Below are 20,434 nucleotides of genomic sequence, written 5' to 3'. Positions count from 1 at the left end.
GGAACCAGGGCACCATGGCCAGCAAGTCCGGAAACACCTCAGACCAGCACTCCCGCCAGGCGCGCATAGCCGAGATGCGCCGCGCCGAAAAGGCGCGCGACCGCCGCAACAAGGCCATCGCGATCACGACCTCCTCGGTCATCGTCGTCGGCCTGGTCGGTTTCGGCGCCTGGGTACTGATCGACCAGAAGCAGACCGAGCAGCGCAAGAAGGACGCCATCGAGCTGGCCCGCAAGACGCCGGTCGACGGCGAGCAGACCTGGGACGCGAAGAACCTCGGCCGCAACCACGTCGAGACCCCGGTGAAGTACGAGATGAACCCCCCGGTCGGCGGTGACCACCACCCCCGCTGGATGAACTGCAACGGCGACGTCTACAAGAACCCGGTGCCCGAGGTGAACGCGGTGCACGCGCTGGAGCACGGCGCGGTCTGGGTGACGTACAACGACAAGGCCGCCCAGGGCCAGGTGGACAAGCTCGCCGAGACGGTCGGCAAGACCCCGTACACGCTGATGAGCCCGGTCAAGGAGCAGGCCGGCGCGATCATGCTCAGCGCGTGGGGCAAGCAGCTGACGGTGGAGAAGGCCGACGACCCGCGCGTGGCGCAGTTCTTCACCAAGTACGTGCAGGGCCCGCAGACCCCGGAGCCGGGCGCCGCCTGCACCAACGGCGTGGTCGGCCAGTGAGCCGACGGCCCGGCGGCACCCCCCGTACGTACTGGGTCGCCGGCACGGCCGTGCTTCTGGCGCTGCTGTTCGCGGCGGCCGCCACCGTCACCGCCGCGACCGGCGACGCCGGCGATACCGGCGGCAGCGGTACGGCGGCCCGCACCCCGGCGCTGCACTCGCCGGACGCGGGCTTCGCGCGGGACATGGCGGTGCACCACCAGCAGGCGGTGGAGATGTCGTTCCTCGTACGGGACCGCACGCAGGACGAGGCGGTGCGCAGCCTCGCCTACGACATCGCCAACACCCAGGCCAACCAGCGGGGCATGCTGCTCGGCTGGCTGGACCTGTGGGGGCTGCCGAAGGTGGTGGCGGGCGAGCCGCCCATGTCCTGGATGGGAACCTCGGGGGCCTCGGGGGCCTCGGGGGCCGGGAGCGGGCACGGCGGCCACGGCGACGGGCACACCGCCAAGCCCGGCGCGCTGATGCCCGGCATGGCCACCAAGGAGGAGCTCGCCCGGCTGGAGGCGGCCTCCGGCCGGGACGCCGAGGTTCTCTACCTCCAGCTGATGACCGACCACCACCAGGGCGGCGTCGCGATGGCCGAGGGCTGCGCGCGGCAGTGCCAGACCCCGGTGGAGCAGGAGCTGGCGCAGGGCATGGCCGACGCGCAGCGCTCGGAGCTCACCCTGATGGCGGACATGCTGGGGCGGCGCGGGGCTGCGCCGCGCGGGTGACGGGGCACGCCCGTACGGTGGTGGGAGGGCGCCTCCGAGCCGTACGGGCGTGTACAGCCCCGCCCCGGGCGGAGGCGCCGAGGCGGGCGCGACCGCGTCCCGCCCCACAACGGCGCTCAGGAGGTTGATGCGATGACCACCGCCGGAGAGATCATGCACGCCGGGGCCCAGTGGATCCCCGCCACCGAGACCCTGGACCGGGCCGCGCAGATGATGGCCCGCCTCAATGTGGGCGCGCTGCCCATCAGCGACAAGACGGAACGGCTCTGCGGCATCCTGACCGACCGCGACATCGTGGTCGGCTGTGTGGCCAAGGGCCACAACCCGGCGAAGGTGACGGCCGGCGACATGGCCAAGGGCACGCCGCGCTGGATCGACGCGGGGGCGGACGTCTCCGAAGTGCTCGAGGAGATGCAGAGCCACCAGATCAAGCGGCTGCCGGTGATCCGGAACAAGAAGCTCGTCGGCATGATCAGCGAGGCCGACCTGGCCAAGCACCTCTCGGACGACCAGATCGCCGGCTGGGCGGAGAAGGTCTACGCGCGGTCCTGATCCGCCGCGGCGTGCAGGACCGCCCGGGCCACCTGGTCCGGGCGGTCCAGCATGACCAGGTGGCCGGCGGGCTCGGCGACCTCGAAACGGGCCCCGAGCCGGTCGGCGAGGTCCGCCTGCCGGGCCGGCCAGCGCAGGGCGCCGCGGCCCCGGGAGCCGTCGTGGCCGACGAGGACGATGGCCGGCGCGGTCAGCGGGTGCGTCCCGCGCAGCGTCAGGACCTCGGCGGCCGCGTCCGGGTAGCCCGCGTTCTCCAGCAGGGCGCCGCGCCAGACACGGCCGGTGCGGTAGCAGCGGCGTACGAGGTCCCGCGCGGCCGGGTCGCCGCCGCCGGTGCGGGAGGCCCGTACGGTCGCCCGCCGGGCCGCCGGTCCCAGCGCCGCGGGCAGTCCGGCGGCCGTCGCCGCCCGGCCGAGCGCGCGGGCGGCGGCGGTGCGCAGGGCCGCGGGCAGCACCGGACGGGGGGCCTCCTCCACGCTGGAGTCGACCAGCACCAGGGCGGCGGTGCGCTCCGGGTACAGGCGTGCGAAGGCCTCGGCGTGGAATCCGGCGATCGAGTGGCCGACGACGGTGACGGGGCCCGGGAGGCGCAAGGCGTCCAGCAGTCGCGCGATCCGGTGGGCCTCCCCGGCGGCGGTCGCCGGAGCGGTGGCGTGGCCGCTGAGGCCGTGCCCGGGGCGGTCGAAGCGGACAACGGTGCGGCCCCGGGCCACCAGCAGGCCGGCGACCGCGTCCCAGTCGAACCAGGCCATGGCGAGCCCGGCGCTGAGCACGGCCACCGGCCCCCGGCCCTCGACCACGACGTGCAGCGGGACCCCGTCCACGCGGACGAACCGGCCGGCGCCGTTCCCGTACGGCGCGTTCCCGTACGGCGCGTTCCCGTACGGCGCGTTCCCGTACGGCGCGTTCCCGTACGGCGCGTTCCCGTACGGCGCGTTCCCGTACGGCGCGTTCCCGTACCCCTTGTCCTCCGTTCCGTCCCCCGCGGTCATGTACGGCGCTCCCAATGGACGGAGTACGCGAGCAGGCCCAGCCAGAGCGCGACGAACAGCACCTGGAGGCGCTGGCCGGCGCCCAGCGCCCAGGTCCCGCGGCCCGCGGTGAACAGCGCGATCGAGAACAGGGTCCAGGCGGTGGCGAGCAGTTCGAGGGCGACGAGCACGGGTCCGTAGCGGGCGAGCGGGGCGAACCAGCCGTAGCGGCGGGCCGCGACGGTGAGGGCCGCGATCCCGACGAGGGCGCCGGTCATGGCCAGGCCGCTGCTGACGGCATGGGCCTGGTGGGTGGCGGGGACGAGCCCGGCGGTCTCGCGGGCCGCGCACTCCGGGTCCGCGGTGGGCGCGCAGCTCAGCGGCAGCCACGCGTCGGCGGCGGTGGCCGCGCCGAACAGGGTGATCCCGGCCCAGCCTGCGACCGCCCACAGGCGGCGGGACTCGGCGTGCCGCACCAGCCGGAGCAGCGCCAGCAGCCCGCCGAGGAAGGCCAGGAGCCCGGCGGTGAAGTCGGTGGCCCGGAACAGTCCGCCGAGCGGCTGGTCCTGGGCGGCCAGCTCGCTCACGTACGTCTCGATGGGGTTGAGGCCCGTGGAGAGGACGACTTCGAGCACCCACGCGGTGTAGGCGGCGGCGCCCAGGCCGATGAGCGCGGCGACGGGTCCGGCAGTGCGCGGAGAGAGGCCATGGGGGGACATAGTGTGACTAATCCTATGCACACGCGGCGTCGCCTCCTTCGACGGGATACCCGCCCCGGGTAACGTCCCGGCCTGACGTGCAGTTCCCGACGAGCCGCCACGCCGCTCGGGGGCGTGGCAACACCCGACCCGTTAGGTGCTCCCATGACTCCCATGCGCTCTCTCCCCAGCCGTCGGGCCGTGCTCGGCGCATCCGCCGCCGTCGCTGCCACCGGGGCCGGTTTCGGCTTGCTCACCGCCTGCGCCCGCCCTCCCGGACCGGACACCGCCCGCGCCGGTCAGGGCGGCCACGGGTCCGTGCACCACGGCGGGTCCGCCGCCGACGGACCCCCGGGGTACGTGGACCCGGCCGGGCCGGAGGTCAGGGCCGCCGAGGCCGCGCGCAACGCCACCGGGCCGGTCACCGAGGTCAAGCTCACCGCCACCGCGACCCCGCTCGACCTCGGCGGCGGGCACACCGTCCGCTCCTGGGCGTACGGGGACCGGCTGCCGGGCCAGGAGGTGCGGGTCACCGCGGGCGGCACCCTCGCCCTCACCCTGGCCAACAACCTTCCGGAGGCCACCTCCCTGCACTGGCACGGCCTCGCGCTGCGCAACGACATGGACGGCGTGCCCGGGCTGACCCAGCGCGACATCGCCCCGGGCGGCTCGTTCGCGTACCGGTTCGCCGTCACCACGCCCGGCACGTACTGGTTCCACCCGCACACCGGTGTGCAGCAGGACCGCGGCCTGTACGCCCCGCTCATCGTCGAGGACCCGAAGGAGCCCCTCGCCTACGACAAGGAGTGGGTGGTGGTGCTGGACGACTGGATCGACGGGGTCGACGGCGCCACCCCGGACGCCGTCCTCGCCGAACTCCGCAAGGGCCAGAACGGCTCCGCCCACGCCGCGCACGGCGGACCGGCCCCCACCGGCGGGCCCTCGCGGCTCCTCGTGGGCGCCGACAGCGACGTCCTCGGCAGGGAGGCGGGCGATGTCGCGTACCCCCACTATCTGATCAACGGCAAGGTCGCGGACGACCCGTCGGTCTTCACCGCCCGCCCCGGCGACCGGATCCGGCTGCGCCTGGTCAACGCGGGCGGGGACACCGCGTTCCGGATCGCCCTCGGCGGCCACGAACTGACGGTCACCCACACGGACGGCTTCCCGGTGGAGCACGCGAAGACGAACTCGCTGCTGCTGGCGATGGGCGAGCGGTACGACGTCCTGGTCACCGCGGGGGACGGGGTGTTCCCCCTGACCGCGCTGGCCGAGGGCAAGGACCGGTCGGCGCTCGCCGTGCTGCGCACGGGTGCGGGGACGGCGCCCACCGCCGCGACCCGGCCGGCCGAGCTGAACGGGCGCCCGCTGATGGCGGACGCGCTGAGGCCGGCCGAATCCGCGGCGCTGGCCCCGCGCGAGCCGGACCGGACGGTCCGGATCAGGCTGACCGGATCGATGTCCCGGTACAACTGGGCGTTCGACGGCAAGCCCTACACGCCGGACCAGCGGCATCCGGTCAAGGCGGGCGAGCGGGTAAGGCTGGAGTTCCGCAACGCGACGCCGATGTGGCACCCGGTGCACCTGCACGGGCACACGTTCGCGCTGCGCGGCGCGGCGGGCGGGGCCCGCAAGGACACCGCGATCCTGCTGCCGGGCGGGCGGCTGACGGCCGACTTCGACGCGGACAACCCGGGGCTGTGGATGACGCACTGCCACAACGTCTACCACTCGGAGTCCGGGATGATGACGGTGCTCGGCTACCGGCTCTAGAGGCTGCGCGGAAAACCCGGCGGGGGCCGGGCGGCGGCGTGGCACCCTTGCGGTGATCAAACTGCTGCGACAGAAGGACGCCTCCGCCGGTATGAGCACCCCGCCGAACCCGCCCAGCACCCCGGACGACCCGCCGACGGAACCGGCCGGCACCCCCATACCCGAGGCGGCCCCGGCCGAGGGACCGCCCACGCCGGTGTCGCTGCCGCTCGAGAAGAGCTCGCCGCCCGCACGGCCCGAGACACCCGAGACCACCGCGCCGTCGCTCGAAAAGGCCGCGCCGCTCGAAAAGGCCGCGCAGCGCGAGACGCCCGAAGAGCCCGCGGAGCTACCGGCGCCGGAGCAGGCCGCTTCGCCCCCCTCGCCCCCGCGGAACCCGTTCGCCCCGCCCACCCCGGGTGCGCCCGCTCCCCCGGCTCGTCCGACGGGCCCTGCGGCCGCCGACGGCCTCGGCCCCGGCGGCCCCGGTGCCCCCGCGCAGCCGTGGGCCCAGCCCGCGCCGGGCTTCGTCGGGGGTCCGTACCCGGGACCGGGATACCCGGGATACCCGCAGGTCGCCCCGGCCACCAACGGGCTGGCCGTCGCCGCCCTGGTCGTCGGGATCATCGGCATCCTGCTCGCCCTCGTCCCCTTCTTCTTCTGGGCCGGCGCCATCCTCGCCGCCACCGCCCTGGGCCTCGGGATCGGCGCGCTGGTCCGCGCTTCCAAGGGCGGCCCGCGCAAGGCGATGGCCGTCACCGGCACCGTCCTCGGCGTACTCGGCCTCGGCGCGGCCGCCGGCGGCGTGTTCCTCACCGCCCTCGTCATGGAGAAGGCCGTCGACCGGGCCGGACGGAACCTCGACCGGCAACAGGACCGCGAGCTGGTCCCGTACCCCGACTCCCCGCCGAACGCGAAGCCGATGCCCACGCCCACGCCCTCCCAGGTCCCGGGCCTGACCAGCGCGCTGGCGTTCGGCGAGACCTTCACGTACGACAACGGCGTCAAGGTGACCCTCTCGGCGCCGAAGAAGTACCGGCCGAAGGGCATCATCGCCCGCGAGAAGGTGAAGAACGCGGTCCAGATCACGATCACCATCACCAACGGCTCGACCAAGCCGCACGACGTGATCCACGCGATGCCCAACGTCCGCGACGACAAGGGCATGACCGCCGAAACGGTCTTCGACATCGACGGCAGCGGCAGCAGCGTCCCCAAGATGATCCGGGGGTCCATCCTCCCCGGCGAGTCCGCCAGCGGGATCGTGGCCTTCGAGCTCCCCGAGGGCACGACGAGCATCAACGCGGACATCTCCGCCGGAACCGGGCTCGACGACGTGAAGTACGCCGGCCCCATCGGCTGACGAAAACAGCCGGGGCCCAGGACATCGCGTCAGAAAGACGATTAGACTGGGCCCCGTGCCTCAACTTCGCCTCGCTCTGAATCAGATCGACTCGCACGTCGGCAACATCGCGGCCAACGCCGACTCGGTCGTCCACTGGACCCGGCACTCCGCCGAGCAGGGCGCCCATCTGGTGGCGTTCCCGGAGATGGTGCTGACCGGGTACCCCGTCGAGGACCTCGCCCTGCGCGAGACCTTCGTCGAGGCCTCCCGCACCGGCCTGCGCGAGCTCGCGCGGCGGCTGGCGGACGAGGGGCTCGGCGAGCTGCCGGTCGTCGTCGGCTACCTCGACCGCACCGAGAAGGCGGCGCCCCGGCTCGGCCGCCCGGCCGGCTCCCCGGAGAACGCGGCCGCCGTCCTGCACCGCGGCGAGGTGGTGCTGCGCTTCGCCAAGCACCACCTGCCCAACTACGGCGTGTTCGACGAGTTCCGGTACTTCGTGCCGGGCGACACCCAGCCCGTGGTCCGGGTCCGCGGCATCGACGTGGCCCTGGCCATCTGCGAGGACCTCTGGCAGGAGGGCGGCCGCGTCCCGGCCACCCGGTCCGCCGGGGCCGGGCTGCTGATCTCGATCAACGCCTCCCCCTACGAGCGCAACAAGGACGACCTGCGCCTCGAACTGGTCCAGAAGCGGGCACAGGAGGCCGGCTGCACCCTGGCCTACGTGGCGATGATCGGCGGCCAGGACGAGCTGGTCTTCGACGGGGACTCGATCGTCGTCGACGCCGACGGCGGGGTCATCGCCCGCGCCCCGCAGTTCTCCGAGGGCTGCGTACTCGTCGACCTCGACCTGCCCGCTGCAGGGCCCGACGCCCCCGGGGGCGTGGTCGACGACGGGCTGCGCATCGACCGGGTGGTCCTCTCCGAAGAGCCGGTCGAGCCGTACGAGCCGGTCGTCCCCGGCGGGTACGCCGACCGCCTCGACGACGACGAGGAGATCTACGACGCGCTGGTCGTGGGCCTGCGCGCGTACGTCAAGAAGAACGGATTCCGCTCCGTCCTGATCGGGCTCTCCGGCGGCATCGACTCCGCCCTGGTCGCCGCGATCGCCTGCGATGCCATCGGCGCGCAGAACGTGTACGGCATCTCGATGCCCTCGAAGTACTCCTCGGCCCACTCCAAGGACGACGCGGCCGATCTGGCCGGGCGGACCGGGCTGAACTTCCGCACCGTGCCGATCGAGCCGATGTTCGACGCGTACATGGGCTCGCTGGGCCTCACCGGCCTCGCCGAGGAGAACCTCCAGTCCCGGCTGCGCGGCACCATGCTGATGGCGGTCTCCAACCAGGAGGGCCACATCGTGCTGGCCCCGGGCAACAAGTCGGAGCTGGCCGTCGGCTACTCCACCCTGTACGGCGACTCGGTCGGCGCGTACGGTCCGATCAAGGACGTGTACAAGTCGGACATCTTCCGGCTGGCCCAGTACCGCAACCGGGCCGCGGCCGAGCGCGGCGAGGTCCCCCCGATCCCGGAGAACTCGATCGTGAAGCCGCCGAGCGCCGAGCTGCGCCCCGGCCAGGTGGACACGGACTCGCTGCCGGACTACCCGGTGCTCGACGCGATCCTGGCCCTGTACGTGGACCGCGACAAGGGCATCGAGGAGATCGTCGGGGCCGGCTTCGACCGCGAGCTGGTCGCGAGGACCCTGCGGATGGTGGACGTGGCGGAGTACAAGCGCCGCCAGTACCCGCCGGGCACGAAGATCTCCGCGAAGGGCTTCGGCAAGGACCGCCGGCTGCCCATCACGAACGGCTGGCGCGAGCACGCGTAGCCGCTGCGCCCGGCTCACGGGACAGGGGGCCCGCCGCATCACGGCGGGCCCCCTGTCCGTCGCTTCCGACAGCCGCCCTACAGCGCCAGCCGCGCGGCGATCGGCAGGTGGTCGCTGCCGGTGCGCGGGAGGGTCCAGGAGGCCTGCGGGGTGATCCCGCGCACCATGATCTGGTCGATCCGGGCCATCGGGAACTGGGCGGGCCAGCTGAAGCCGAAGCCGTCGCCCGCGGCGCCCTGCGTGGAGCGCATCTGCGAGGTGACCTCGGACAGGGCGCGGTCGTTCATCGTGCCGTTGAGGTCGCCGAGCAGGATGACCTTCTTCAGCGGTTCGGCGGCGAGCGCGGCGCCGAGCGCGTCGGCGCTGTTGTCGCGCTGGTTGGCGGTGAAGCCCGCGTTCGGCTTGACCCGTACCGAGGGCAGGTGGGCGACGAAGACGGCGACCTGCCCCTGCGCGGTGTCCACCGTGGCGCGCATGGCCCGGGTCCAGCCCATCTTGATGTCCACGGGGCTGCTGGCGGTCAGCGGGTACTTGCTCCACACGCCGACCGTTCCCTCGACGGAGTGGTATTTGTACGTGCCCGCCAGGGCCTTCTCGTAGACCGGGACGACGCTTCCCTTGAGCTCGGTCAGGGCCAGTACGTCGGCCCCGGACTTCGCCACGGACTCGGCGGTTCCGCGCGGGTCGGCGTTGTCGGCGTCCACGTTGTGGGTGGCGACCATCAGGTTGCCGCCGGAGCCCGACTTGTCGGTGACCAGGCCGCCGAACAGGTTCGCCCAGACCACGGCCGTCAGCAGTATCGCAATCAGCGCGGTCGCCGACCTGCGGAACACGGCGGCGGCCAGCAGCACCGGGACGGCCAGGCCCAGCCAGGGCAGGAAGGTCTCGGTGAGGCTGCCGAGGTTGCCCACGTCGTTGGGCAGCTGCGCGTGGAAGATCATGACCAGGGAGATCAGTACGGAGATCCCGGCCAGCACCAGCCCGCGCCGCCAGATTCCCCGGTCCCCCCGTAGTTCGGCCAGCCGGCGTCGGAAGCGGGATTCGGAGGGCTCGGGCTCCGAGCCGCCGCCGTTCCCCTTTTCCGTCATGTACGCCTGTGCCATGCCGCTGCCCTCACTGCCGTGCTCGCGCTCCGTCCCCGCCCCTTGACCCTAGGCGATGTACGGAGCCTTCCGTGCGCTATGTCACGACCGCCTGTCGCGGCCGTACGTTCCGGAGGACGAACGGCCGTGCGCCAGGGGTTCCGCTTGTCACGAAACGCGCACATTGGCTGGAGGGACCGTGGAGGGGGCGCCGAGCCGCCCGGCGCGCCGCCCGTACCACTTCCGCCGCGGGCCGCGCGGGTGTCACCATGGGGGGTGAGTCCGGGGACGCCGTAAGGGCGCCTCGAGATGACACTAGGAGCAGTTGCAATGACGCATGCCGTTTCGCCTGCCCGCGAACCCGCAGCAGCATCTTCTTCGGGCCCCGCCACCCTGTACGGAGGCTCGGGCACCCGGCGCATCACCATCCGCGACCTGACCCTCGCCAAGGAACGCGGCGAGAAGTGGCCCATGCTCACCGCGTACGACGCGATGACGGCGTCGGTGTTCGACGAGGCCGGCATCCCGGTGATCCTCGTCGGCGACTCCATGGGCAACTGCCACCTGGGCTACGACACCACCGTTCCGGTCACGATGGACCAGATGACCATGCTGTCGGCAGCCGTCGTACGGGGCACGAGCCGTGCCCTCGTCATCGGCGACATGCCCTTCGGCTCGTACCAGGAAGGCGCCGTGCAGGCGCTGCGGAGCGCCACCCGCCTCGTCAAGGAGGCCGGAGTGGGAGCGGTGAAGCTGGAGGGCGGCGAGCGCTCGCTGCACCAGACCGAGCTGATCGTGCAGGCCGGCATCCCCGTCATGTCCCACCTGGGCCTGACCCCGCAGTCGGTCAACGCCATGGGCTACCGGGTCCAGGGCCGGGGCGACGAGGCCGCGCACCAGCTGCTGCGGGACGCCAAGGCGGCGCAGGACGCGGGAGCCTTCGCGGTGGTGCTGGAGCTGGTTCCGGCCGAGCTGGCCGCCGAGGTCACCCGGTCCCTGCACATCCCGACGGTCGGCATCGGCGCGGGCGCGGAGTGCGACGCGCAGGTGCTGGTGTGGACCGACATGATGGGTCTGACCGGCGGGAAGATGCCGAAGTTCGTGAAGCAGTACGCGAACCTGCGCCAGACCATGAACGACGCGGCGAAGGCCTTCGCCGAGGACGTGGTGGGCGGAACGTTCCCGCAGCCGGAGCACGCCTTCCACTGACCGACCGGCTCGTACCCCCCGACGGCCCGCCGACGCGATGTCGGCGGGCCGTCGGCTGCGTGTCGGGTGCGCGTCGGGTGCCTGTCGGCCCGCTGTCGGCCGGCTGTCGGTGCTTTGTCAGTGGCGGCTGGTCCCATGGTGGGCATGACGCGAAACGGCAAGAATCCCAACTCCGTGGAAGTGCGGGGGCTGGTCAAGCACTACGGCGAGACCAAGGCATTGGACGGTGTCGACCTGGACGTCCGCGAGGGCACCGTCCTCGGGGTCCTCGGACCCAACGGCGCCGGCAAGACCACCCTGGTGCGCTGCCTGTCCACCCTGATCGTCCCGGACGCCGGGACCGCGACCGTCGCCGGCTTCGACGTGGTCCGCCAGCCGCGGCAGCTGCGCCGCACGATCGGCCTCACCGGCCAGTACGCCTCGGTCGACGAGAAGCTCTCCGGCTGGGAGAACCTCTACATGATCGGGCGGCTTCTCGACCTGTCCCGCAAGGACGCCCGGTCCCGGGCCGACGAGATGCTCGAACGGTTCTCCCTGACCGAGGCGGCGAAGAAGGCCGTCATGAACTACTCGGGCGGCATGCGGCGCCGGCTCGACCTGGCCGCCTCCCTGATCGGCAACCCGGCGGTCCTCTACCTGGACGAGCCGACCACCGGCCTGGACCCCCGCACCCGCAACGAGGTCTGGGACGAGGTCCAGCGGCTGGTCGCCGAGGGCGCCACCGTCCTGCTGACCACCCAGTACATGGAGGAGGCCGAGCAGCTCGCCGGCGAGCTGACGGTCATCGACCGCGGCAAGGTCATCGCCAACGGCAAGGTCGACGAGCTGAAGGCCCGGGTCGGCGGCCGCACCCTGCGGATCCGCCCCGTGGACTCCGCCGACCTGCCGGGCATGGCCCGCTCGCTGGCCGAGGCCGGGCTCGACGGCGTGGCCGGCTCGCAGGCCGTGCCGGACGAGGGCGTCCTGCTGGTGCCGATCCTGAGCGACGAGCAGCTGACCGCCGTGGTCGGCCTGCTGGCCGCCCGCGGGTACGCGATCGCCGACCTCAGCACCTACCTGCCCAGCCTGGACGAGGTGTTCCTGTCCATCACCGGCCAGAAGCCCGCCATCGAGATGACCGAGGAAGTCGCGGCATGAGCACCGTCACCACGACGAAGCAGCCCGCCGAGAGCGCGCCCGCCCGGGCCGCCGCGGCGGCTCTCCCCGGCGAGGGCCGGATCGGCCTGCGGGCCAACCTGCGGCACATCGGCGCCCTGGTGCGCCGCAACGCCCTGCAGATCAAGCAGGACCCCGAGTCGATGTTCGACGTCCTGTTCATGCCGATCATCTTCACGCTGCTGTTCGTGTTCGTCTTCGGCGGCGCGATCTCCGGCAAGGGCAACCAGGGCCAGTACGTCAGCTACCTGATCCCGGGCCTGATGGCCATGATGGGGATGAACATCGCGATGGGCGTCGGCACCGGCGTCAACGACGACTTCAAGAAGGGCGTGATGGACCGCTTCCGGTCCATGCCGATCGCCCGCTCGTCCGTACTGCTCGCCAAGATCGTCGTCGAGATCGGCCGGATGCTGGTCGCCATCGCCATCCTGCTGGGCGTGGGCTTCGTCCTCGGCCTCTCGATCCAGGGCTCGGTGCTGGACCTGTTCTTCGCCATCGGACTGTCGCTCGTCTTCGGCGCCTCGCTGATGTGGATCTTCATCCTGCTCGGTCTCACCATGAAGACCGCGCAGGCCGTCCAGGGCATGGCGATGCTGGTCCTGATGCCGCTGCAGTTCGGCAGCTCGATCTTCGCCCCGCCGGCCACCATGCCGGGCTGGCTGCAGTCCTTCACGGACTACAACCCGCTGTCCAACCTGGCCGACGCGGCCCGCGCCCTGATCAACGGGGCGCCCGTCGGCAACTCGGTGTGGATGACCCTGGCCTGGTCGGTCGCCATCACGGCCGCCACCATGCCGCTCGCGGTGCGCAAGTTCCGCCAGAAGACCTGATCCGCGGACCGGTCCGTTCCGGATCGCGTCCCGGACGGGCTCCGGCCGGGGGCCGGGTCAGATGAGGGCGGTGGCCTCCTCCAGGGTGAGGCCGCCGCCTTCGGCGTACGCCGCCTCGTACGCGGTGTCGCCGAGCGCCGCCCGCGCCAGCTCCTCGGCGCGGGCGGAGTCCTCCCGTTCCGTGGTGACGGCGAAGTGCCGGGGCGGCAGCAGCGCCCGGTAGGCGCCGAGCAGCCGGGCGGCGTCGTACGCGCGCCGCGGGCCGCCGAGCGAGACCAGCGAGAGCGCCCCGGTCATCAGGTAGACCGCCGGCATCTGCGGGGCCACCATCCGGGCGAGCGGGTCCTGGATGGCCCCCATCGCCTCGCGCAGCAGGGCGAGCGCCTCCTCGTAACCGCCCTCCTGGTTCGCCAGCCAGGCCAGCGTGCCGAGCAGGAAGCCGTCGAAGACGGCGAACGCGCCGAGGGCGAACTCGTCCCGCAGCGCCTGGAGCTGGGCACGGGCCTCCGCGATCCGGCCGGTGCGGCCGAGGATGCCAGCGAGGAACATCCGGGCGGCCGGCATGGCCTCGTTGCCGTACTGCTGCACCGTGGCGACGATCCCGGCGAGGATCTCCTCGGCCTCCTCCATCCGGCCGCTCTCGGCGAGGGTCCCGGCCATGCGTACGCGCAGGACCGTCACCTGCGCCTTGGCGCCGAGGCGTTCGGCGTACGCGATCGCCTCGCGGTAGTCCCGGGCGGCCAGGGCGTACTCGCCGCGCTTCTCCAGGGACTCTGCGCGGGCGGACAGCGCCTCGGCGCAGCCCCAGGCGTCGCCGAGCCCGCGGAACAGGGCCAGGCTCTCGTCGGCGTCGCGGGAGGCGTCGCCGGCCCAGTCGGCCCGGTTGGCGAGGACGTTGGCCCGCAGCTGGAGGGCGGAGGCGAGCTCCCAGCGGTAGCCGAGCGCGCGGGCGGTCTCGACGGTCGCGTCGACGACCCGCTGGAGCAGTCCGGGATCGCCCGCGATCATGACGGCGTAGATCCAGAGGGAGGCCGGGGTCCGGCAGGTCTGCGGGAGCCCGGGGCGGTAGGTGGCGATCACCCCGTCGACCTGGGCGCGGACCTCCGGGCTGTTCCAGCCGACGTTGGTCTGGTCGCGGGAGGCGAGGCGGACCAGGTGGACGGCGCGCCAGGCCTCGGTGAGCAGTTCGCCGCTGTAGGGCGGGGGCGTGTCGACGAGCCGCTCGTACACGGGCTCCGCCGGAACCACCTGCTCCGTGAAGGGGTCGGGGCCGAGGGTTGCGGCCGCCTCGGACCAGTGCCGGGACTCGGCACGCAGGTCGTGCATGTGCCAGTACCAGCCCAGGGAGTGGATGAGGCAGAGCACTTCGTCGGCGTCGCGGGCGGCGACGGCCCGGCGCAGGGCGGTACGGACGTTCTCGTACTCGGTGGCGAGCCGGTCGGCGGCCGCCCGCTGGCCGTGGCCGCGGAGCAGCGGCTCGCTGGTGCGGGCCAGTTCGCGGTAGTGGACGAGGTGGCGGCGCTCGGTGTCCTCCCGGTCGCCGGCCTCGGCCAGCCGCTCGGCGGCGTACTCGCCGACCGTCTCCAGCAGCCGATAGCGCATGCCCGAGCCGTCGGGGCCGGGGGCGGCCACGACGAGGGACTTGTCGACGAGGGAGCCGAGGGAGTCGGCGACGTCGAGGTCGCCCTCGGCGCACACCGTCTCGGCGGCGGCCAGGTCGCAGCCGCCCGCGAAGACGGACAGCCGGCGCAGGACGGTGCGCTCGGGCTCCTCCAGCAGGTCCCAGGACCAGTCGACGACGGCGCGCAGGGTCTGCTGCCGGGGCAGCAGGGTGCGGCTGCCGCCGGTCAGGAGCCGGAACCGGTCGTCGAGGCGGTCGGCGATCTGGCGGGGGGTGAGCAGCCGCAGGCGGGCCGCGGCCAGTTCGATGGCCAGCGGGAGGCCGTCGAGGCGGCGGCAGATCTCCGCGCAGGCGGCCGGGTCCCGGTCCACGGTGAACCCGGCGTGGGCCGCGGCCCCGCGGTCGGCGAGGAGCCGCAGCGCGACCGGGTCGGGCAGTGGCTCCACCGGGCGCAGCGTCTCCCCGGGCACGCCGAGGGGTTCGCGGCTGGTGGCCAGGATCCGGATGCCGGGGCAGTGGGTGAGGAGCCGCTCGGCGAGCTCGGCGGCCGCCTCGACGACGTGCTCGCAGTTGTCGAGCAGCAGCAGGAGCCGCCGCCGCGCGCAGTGCTCGGCGAGGCGGTCGAGGGGGTCGTCGCCGGCGCGCTCGGTCAGCGCCCGCAGCTCCTCGGCTGCGGCGCCGCGCAGCTTGGTCTCCCGCGCCCCGAGCGCGGCGAGCACGGCTTCGGCGACGTCCTCCGGGTCGTCCACGGGGGCCAGCTCGACGAGCCACACCCCGTCCGGCCAGCCGCCCGGGTCCTGCGCCTCGGCGGCCTCCTGGGAGAGCCGGGTCTTGCCCGCCCCGCCGGGCCCGAGCAGGGTGACGAGCCGGGCGCGGGCGAGGTCCTCGCCGATGACCCGGATGTCGTCCTCCCGCCCGACGAAGGTCGTGAGCCGGGCCCGCAGGTTCCCCCTGCCGGCCTGCCGGTCCGGCTGCGCCGGCGCCTGACCGGGCTGCTCCGGAGCCGGGGGCTGCGGCTGGGCACCCGGCCGCGGGGCGGCGGTCGGGACGGAGCGGGGCACGGGGTTCAGGAGCTCGGCGTGCAGGGCGCGCAGGGCCGGGCCCGGGTCCGTGCCCAGGCGGGCGGCCAGGTCCCGGCGGACGGTGTCGTACGCCTCCAGGGCCTCCGCCGGGCGGCCCGCGTCGCGCAGCGCCCGGACGCGCAGGACCTGCAGGGACTCGTCCAGCGGCTGCTGCGCGCACAGCGCGGTCAGCTCCGGCAGCGCCTGCTCGGCCCCGCCCAGGGCCAGGGCCGCGGCGAGCCGGCCCCGGCGCGCGTCCCTGCGTACGGCGTCCCAGCGCGCGGACTCCGCGGCCGGGCCGGGGAGGTCCGCGAGGGCGGGCCCGCGCCACAGGGCGAGCGCCTCCTCGTACTGGGTCGCGGCCTTGGCGGGGTCGCCGCTCTCCAGGGCCTCCGCCCCGGCCCGGGCCAGCCGCTCGAAGCGGTACAGGTCGACGTCCTCGCGGTCCGCGGCCAGCAGGTAGCCGCCCTCGGCGGAGCGCACGGCCTGGTGCCCCAGCGCCCGCCGCAGCCGCGCGACCAGCGCCTGGAGGGCGGCCGGTGCGTCGGCCGGCTGATCGCCGTCCCACACCTCGGCGACCAGCAGGTGCGCCGGCACCGCCCGGCCGGGCCGCAGCGCGAGCGCGGTCAGCAGCGCCCGCAGGCGCGCTCCGCCGACGGCGACGGGGGTCCCGTCGTCGCGCATGGCCTGGGTCGTTCCGAGAATCGCGTAACGCACCGGCCCATTGTCCCCGGACCTGCCCCCGGCCCCGACCTTATTTCCGTCCCGCGACCGGGATAGGTTTCGCGGCATGGGTCATCAGGGCAGCCGCGGTGAGCGGCGGATCAGTTCCGTATTCCTCGGCATCGCGGCCGTCATGGCGGTCACCGGCTGGGCCGTGTGGACCGGGTACTCGACGAGCACCGGGCTCGCCGTGTTCCTCTTCGTGACCTCGGCGTGGGTGGTCTCCCTGTGCCTGCACGAGTACGCGCACGCCCGCACCGCCCTGCACGGCGGCGACCTCTCGGTCGGCGCCAAGGGCTACCTGACCCTGAATCCCCTCAAGTACACGCACGCACTGCTGAGCATCGTGCTGCCGGTGGTCTTCGTGATCCTGGGAGGTCTGGGCCTGCCCGGCGGCGCGGTGTACATCGAGCGCGACCGCATCCAGGGCCGCTGGAAGCACAGCCTCATCTCGGCGGCGGGCCCGCTGACGAACGTGGCCTTCGCCGTGGTGTGCACGGCCCCGTTCTGGCTGGACGCCCTGGACGGCGTCCCGCTCGCCTTCCGCTACGCGCTGGCCTTCCTGGCCCTGCTCCAGGTCTCGGCGGCGATCTTGAACTTCCTGCCGGTGCCGGGCCTCGACGGCTACGGGGTGATCGAGCCCTGGCTCCCGTACCGGGCCCGCCGCGAGCTGGCGCCGCTGGCGCCGTTCGGCCTGATCGCGGTGTTCGCGCTGCTGTGGATCCCGGAGGTCAACGCGTTCTTCTTCGACGTGGTGCGCGACATCCTGTCCGGCCTGGGCGTGTCGGACCTGGAGACGTACTGCGGCCGCGACCTCTACCGCTTCTGGCAGGAGGCCAACGGCCTCTGCGAGGTCCCGCAGGACTAGGCCCGCGCGGCCTTCTCGGCCTTGGCCTTGCGGATGTAGTACCAGGCCATGTTGGACGTGAGGCCCGCCAGCAGCACCCAGACGATCCCGAGGAAGCTCCCCTCCACGAAGGCGACGACGGCCGCGGCCACGGCAAGAACGCAGACGACAACGGCGAACACGGCAAGGCGGGGCATGGGGAGAACTCCTCGAAAACACTGAACGGGGTCGAGCCCCTCCAGTGTCTCCCATGCCCCGCAGTGTTCCCGTAAGGGCGGCAGGAATCCCATCCGGCCCAATTCCTCCTTCTACCTGATCTTCTGTCCCGCGCGGCGCTACGGTTCGCCGGGTACGCGCCATGTCTGGCGCGCGAGAGAACGACAGCCCGGCCTGCTCGGCCCGTGACGGACGACGCCGGGCAGGTGGGGGGAATACATGCAGGAGATCCCGAAGGGCGCGAACGTCAGCCTGACCGCTCTCAGCGAAGACACCGGGTCGGTCGTCGTGAGCCTGAGCTGGACCAGTGCCTCCGGAGCCGGCGATGCCGACGTCTCCGTGCTGCTCCTGGACGACAACGGCAAGATCCGCAGCGAGAACGACTTCTACTTCTACAACAACCCGGCGGCCGCCGACGGAAGCGTGCAGCTGCTCGGCAAGACTCCGACCGACAGCGGCGACGAAGACCGGATCAGCGTGGACCTGACCGCGGTCCCGCCGGACGTCGCGCGAATCGTCGTGGCGGCGAGCCAGTACGGCGGCGCCCGGTTCGGGGATCTGGACGACCTGCGGATGACGGTCGCCGACCGGTCGGGCGAACCGCTCGTCGGATTCTCCATCGACGACGCCGGAGCGGAAACGGCCTTCATCTTCGGCGAGCTGTACCGGCGGGACGAAGAGTGGAAGTTCCGCGCGGTCGGACAGGGGTACGAGACCGGCCTGGCCGGACTGGCCACGGACTTCGGCATCGACGTCCTGGAGGATTCCGACGAGCCGCCGGTGTCCGGGGCCGTGGAGACGGCGGTGCCCGGAGTCGACGCCCCGCCCGCACCGGTTCCGCTCGGCGACCAGGCCTTCCCCGAGCCTGCCGCGCCCGCCTCAACCGAGTCGGCGGCCTCCGTCGGCGCCGTGCCCGCCCAGTCGCGCGGCCGGAGCCCGCGCACGACGCGGAAGAAGGTCACCCTGCCCAAGGTGGCCAAGAAGTCGCTCGCCGAGAACGACACGTGGCGGACCGCACGGCTCTTCCCGGTCCCTTCCCTGAAGAGCGACAAGGAGCGCGAAGTACGGGCGACCTCGGTCCTGTTGTCCGTCATGGCCCAGGTCCCCGAGCTGGGCCGCCGCCTCACCGCCGCGTTCGGTGCACCCGCCGGCCGCATGGAGACGTTCACGGAGGTGCCCCTGCCGCACGGCGACGCGCCGAAGCGCCCCGACGGCATCATCCGGGTGGAACGCGCGGGCAAGCTGTGGACTGCGCTCGTCGAGACGAAGACGAACGGCAACCCCCTGAAGGCCGAGCAGGTCCAGCAGTACATGGACATCGCCGCCCGCCGCGGCTACGAAGCCGTGATCACGCTCTCCAACGACGTCGCCCTCGAAGGGTCCGCCATGGTCGACGTCAAGATCGACGGTCGGCGCAAGCACAAGGTCAGCCTGTGGCACCTCTCGTGGGCCGAGGTGGCCCACCAGGCACAGATGCTGATCCGTCACGAGGGCGTGGGCAACGCCGCCCACGCCTGGCTCCTCCAGGAGCTCCTGGAGTACCTCCAGCACGAGAACTCGGGATGCCACGGATTCCAGAACATGGGGCCCGCCTGGGTACCGGTGCGCAACGGCATCGAGGACGAGACCCTCGGCCTCGGTGATGCCCGCGCCGTCGACGTCGTGGAGAGCTGGGAGCGGCTCATCCGCCAGGTCTGCCTGCGCCTCGGCGGAGAGCTCGGACAGAAGGCGCTGCCCGTGCAACGCGCCCGGCGCGGCAGCGACCCGCAGACCCGTCGGATCACGGCGGCCGAGAAGCTGTGCGCGGACGGCAGGCTCTCCGCGGAACTGCGCATCGACGGGACCAGCTCCGTCATCGGGGTCGTCGCGGATCTGCGCACGGGCAAGGTGCGCACGTCCGTCGACGTCCCGGCCCCGGAGGGGGCCTACCCGCTGAGCACGGTGAAGCGGCTGATGCGGCTCCTCACCGAGGCACCGGCCGATCTGCACGTGCAGAGCCTCGTGGAGGGGGAGAACGGACCGCGCGGCACCCTGGAGCGGCTGCGTCCCGAACCGGGCGATCTGCTGCCCAAGGGCGGCGCCGCGCTCACCGGGTTCAGGCTGTCGCTGATCAAGGGAATGGGCAACAGCCGCGGCAACACGGAGTCCGGGTTCATCCGCAGCGTCGACGACGCCGTCGACCGCTTCTACCACGGCGTGGTGGCCCACCTGGCTGCCGTCGAGGCGCGCCCCGGCCGCCGCGGCTGAGGACGGGAGGGGACCTGCCCTGCGAGCCGGCGGTGGCGCCGGGTCGCAGGGCGCCCGGTCAGACGTCCGTGATGCGGAGGCCCGCGTGGGCCTTGTAGCGGCGGTTGGCCGAGATGAGGTTGGCGACCAGGGATTCGACCTGGTGGGCGTTGCGGAGGCGGCCCGCGAAGACGCCGCGCATGCCCGGGATGCGGGCGGCGAGGGCCTGGACCAGGTCGGTGTCCGCGCGGGATTCGCCGAGGACCATCACGTCGGTGTCGATCTCCTCGATCGACTCGTCCTGGAGCAGGACCGCCGAGAGGTGGTGGAAGGCCGCGGTGACGCGGGAGTCCGGGAGCAGGGCGGCGGCCTGCTGGGCGGCGCTGCCCTCCTCGACCTGGAGGGCGTAGGCGCCCTGCTTGTCGAAGCCGAGCGGGTTGACGCAGTCCACGACGAGCTTGCCCGCGAGGTCCTCGCGCAGCGCTTCGAGGGTCTTGGCGTGGCCTTCCCACGGCACCGCGATGATCACGATGTCGCTGCGGCGCGCGCATTCGGCGTTGTCGGCGCCCTCCACGCCGAGGCCCAGTTCCGCGGCGGCGGTGTGCGCGCGGTCGGCGGCGCGGGAGCCGATGATCACCTTCTGGCCGGCCCGGGCGAGCCGGTAGGCCAGGCCGCGGCCCTGGTCGCCGGTGCCGCCGAGAACGCCGACGACGAGGCCGGAGACGTCCGGAAGCTCCCAGGGGTCCTTGGCGGGCGCCTTGGCCGGGGGCTGCTGCGTGCTGTCTGTGGAGGTCATGGGGGCGAGGGTACTGCCGAGTACCGCACAGCCGAAGAGGAGGGAGGAGGGAGGAGGAAGAGGAGGGAGAAGGGGAGGGGAGCCGAGGGGGGACCGGAGGAAGTGCTCCCGCTTGTC

The 20,434-nt window shown here is 73.1% G+C and carries 17 protein-coding genes; 11 read left to right on the top strand and 6 right to left on the bottom strand.

Annotated elements, in window-relative coordinates:
* Window positions 1-14: 14 nt before the first annotated feature.
* From ACIPUC_RS07780 to ACIPUC_RS07770, 3 genes are all read left to right on the top strand, one after another.
* Complete coding sequence (locus tag ACIPUC_RS07780) at window positions 15-686, top strand: DUF3105 domain-containing protein (RefSeq protein ID WP_446587388.1); 672 nt, start codon at window positions 15-17, stop codon at window positions 684-686.
* Entirely contained in the window at window positions 683-1,402 is a 720-nt protein-coding gene (locus ACIPUC_RS07775; RefSeq protein ID WP_446587386.1) for a DUF305 domain-containing protein, read from the top strand. Before ACIPUC_RS07780 ends, ACIPUC_RS07775 begins: the two co-directional genes overlap by 4 nt.
* A 132-nt stretch (window positions 1,403-1,534) precedes the next feature.
* Entirely contained in the window at window positions 1,535-1,954 is a 420-nt protein-coding gene (locus ACIPUC_RS07770) for a CBS domain-containing protein (protein ID WP_446587384.1), read from the top strand.
* On the opposite strand, the gene ACIPUC_RS07765 is transcribed toward ACIPUC_RS07770, so the two are convergent.
* Together ACIPUC_RS07765 and ACIPUC_RS07760 are read right to left on the bottom strand one after the other, a co-directional pair.
* Window positions 1,939-2,946 carry an alpha/beta fold hydrolase gene (locus ACIPUC_RS07765; RefSeq protein WP_446587382.1) on the bottom strand — a complete coding sequence of 336 codons (1,008 nt, stop codon included), beginning with the start codon at window positions 2,944-2,946 and terminating at the stop codon, window positions 1,939-1,941. The two genes, ACIPUC_RS07770 and ACIPUC_RS07765, sit on opposite strands and share 16 nt — an antisense overlap.
* Window positions 2,943-3,644: a DUF998 domain-containing protein gene (locus tag ACIPUC_RS07760; protein WP_446587380.1), complete on the bottom strand. Its 702-nt coding sequence runs from the start codon at window positions 3,642-3,644 to the stop codon at window positions 2,943-2,945. Before ACIPUC_RS07760 ends, ACIPUC_RS07765 begins: the two co-directional genes overlap by 4 nt.
* Window positions 3,645-3,797: 153 nt before the next feature.
* Here ACIPUC_RS07760 and ACIPUC_RS07755 point away from each other — a divergent pair, with 153 nt between their 5' ends.
* From ACIPUC_RS07755 to ACIPUC_RS07745, 3 genes are all read left to right on the top strand, one after another.
* Complete coding sequence (locus ACIPUC_RS07755) at window positions 3,798-5,396, top strand: multicopper oxidase family protein (RefSeq protein ID WP_446587378.1); 1,599 nt, start codon at window positions 3,798-3,800, stop codon at window positions 5,394-5,396.
* A gap of 91 nt (window positions 5,397-5,487) precedes the next feature.
* On the top strand, window positions 5,488-6,738 hold the full coding sequence (locus ACIPUC_RS07750; protein WP_446587376.1) for a DUF4352 domain-containing protein: 1,251 nt from the start codon (window positions 5,488-5,490) through the stop codon (window positions 6,736-6,738).
* A gap of 55 nt (window positions 6,739-6,793) precedes the next feature.
* Window positions 6,794-8,548: an NAD+ synthase gene (locus ACIPUC_RS07745; protein WP_446587374.1), complete on the top strand. Its 1,755-nt coding sequence runs from the start codon at window positions 6,794-6,796 to the stop codon at window positions 8,546-8,548.
* A gap of 77 nt (window positions 8,549-8,625) precedes the next feature.
* Here the strand turns inward: ACIPUC_RS07745 and ACIPUC_RS07740 are convergent, their stop codons facing one another.
* A complete protein-coding gene (locus tag ACIPUC_RS07740; protein WP_446587372.1) occupies window positions 8,626-9,651 on the bottom strand; it encodes an endonuclease/exonuclease/phosphatase family protein in 1,026 nt (341 codons plus the stop codon).
* 309 nt (window positions 9,652-9,960) lie between these two features.
* Here ACIPUC_RS07740 and panB point away from each other — a divergent pair, with 309 nt between their 5' ends.
* The 3 genes from panB to ACIPUC_RS07725 all read left to right on the top strand — a co-directional run bounded on the left by panB (window position 9,961) and on the right by ACIPUC_RS07725 (window position 12,827).
* Window positions 9,961-10,839, top strand: coding sequence for a 3-methyl-2-oxobutanoate hydroxymethyltransferase (panB, locus tag ACIPUC_RS07735; RefSeq protein ID WP_446587370.1), 879 nt, complete (start codon window positions 9,961-9,963; stop codon window positions 10,837-10,839).
* Between the two features lie 135 nt (window positions 10,840-10,974).
* Window positions 10,975-11,976 (top strand): ATP-binding cassette domain-containing protein, encoded by a 1,002-nt coding sequence (locus tag ACIPUC_RS07730; protein ID WP_446587368.1) that lies wholly within the window; start codon window positions 10,975-10,977, stop codon window positions 11,974-11,976.
* Entirely contained in the window at window positions 11,973-12,827 is an 855-nt protein-coding gene (locus ACIPUC_RS07725; protein WP_446587366.1) for an ABC transporter permease, read from the top strand. The genes ACIPUC_RS07730 and ACIPUC_RS07725 overlap by 4 nt, the downstream gene beginning before the upstream one ends.
* Before the next feature lie 57 nt (window positions 12,828-12,884).
* Here the strand turns inward: ACIPUC_RS07725 and ACIPUC_RS07720 are convergent, their stop codons facing one another.
* Entirely contained in the window at window positions 12,885-16,226 is a 3,342-nt protein-coding gene (locus ACIPUC_RS07720) for an AfsR/SARP family transcriptional regulator (protein ID WP_446587364.1), read from the bottom strand.
* Between the two features lie 73 nt (window positions 16,227-16,299).
* Here ACIPUC_RS07720 and ACIPUC_RS07715 point away from each other — a divergent pair, with 73 nt between their 5' ends.
* Window positions 16,300-17,100 carry a site-2 protease family protein gene (locus ACIPUC_RS07715; protein ID WP_446587362.1) on the top strand — a complete coding sequence of 267 codons (801 nt, stop codon included), beginning with the start codon at window positions 16,300-16,302 and terminating at the stop codon, window positions 17,098-17,100.
* Here ACIPUC_RS07715 and ACIPUC_RS07710 read toward each other — a convergent pair.
* The gene (locus tag ACIPUC_RS07710; protein WP_446587360.1) at window positions 17,097-17,276 is read right to left on the bottom strand and encodes a hypothetical protein; all 180 of its coding nucleotides are present in this window, start codon (window positions 17,274-17,276) and stop codon (window positions 17,097-17,099) included. The genes ACIPUC_RS07715 and ACIPUC_RS07710 overlap by 4 nt on opposite strands.
* A 238-nt stretch (window positions 17,277-17,514) precedes the next feature.
* Here ACIPUC_RS07710 and ACIPUC_RS07705 point away from each other — a divergent pair, with 238 nt between their 5' ends.
* On the top strand, window positions 17,515-19,542 hold the full coding sequence (locus ACIPUC_RS07705) for a TerD family protein (protein ID WP_446587358.1): 2,028 nt from the start codon (window positions 17,515-17,517) through the stop codon (window positions 19,540-19,542).
* Window positions 19,543-19,600: 58 nt separating this feature from the next.
* Here ACIPUC_RS07705 and npdG read toward each other — a convergent pair whose 3' ends face one another.
* Entirely contained in the window at window positions 19,601-20,317 is a 717-nt protein-coding gene (gene npdG, locus ACIPUC_RS07700) for an NADPH-dependent F420 reductase (protein WP_446587356.1), read from the bottom strand.
* Window positions 20,318-20,434: the final 117 nt, after the last annotated feature.

The sequence above is a fragment of the Streptomyces sp. LARHCF249 genome (assembly GCF_052871255.1).
This window is presented reverse-complemented; position numbering and strand designations above follow the sequence as displayed.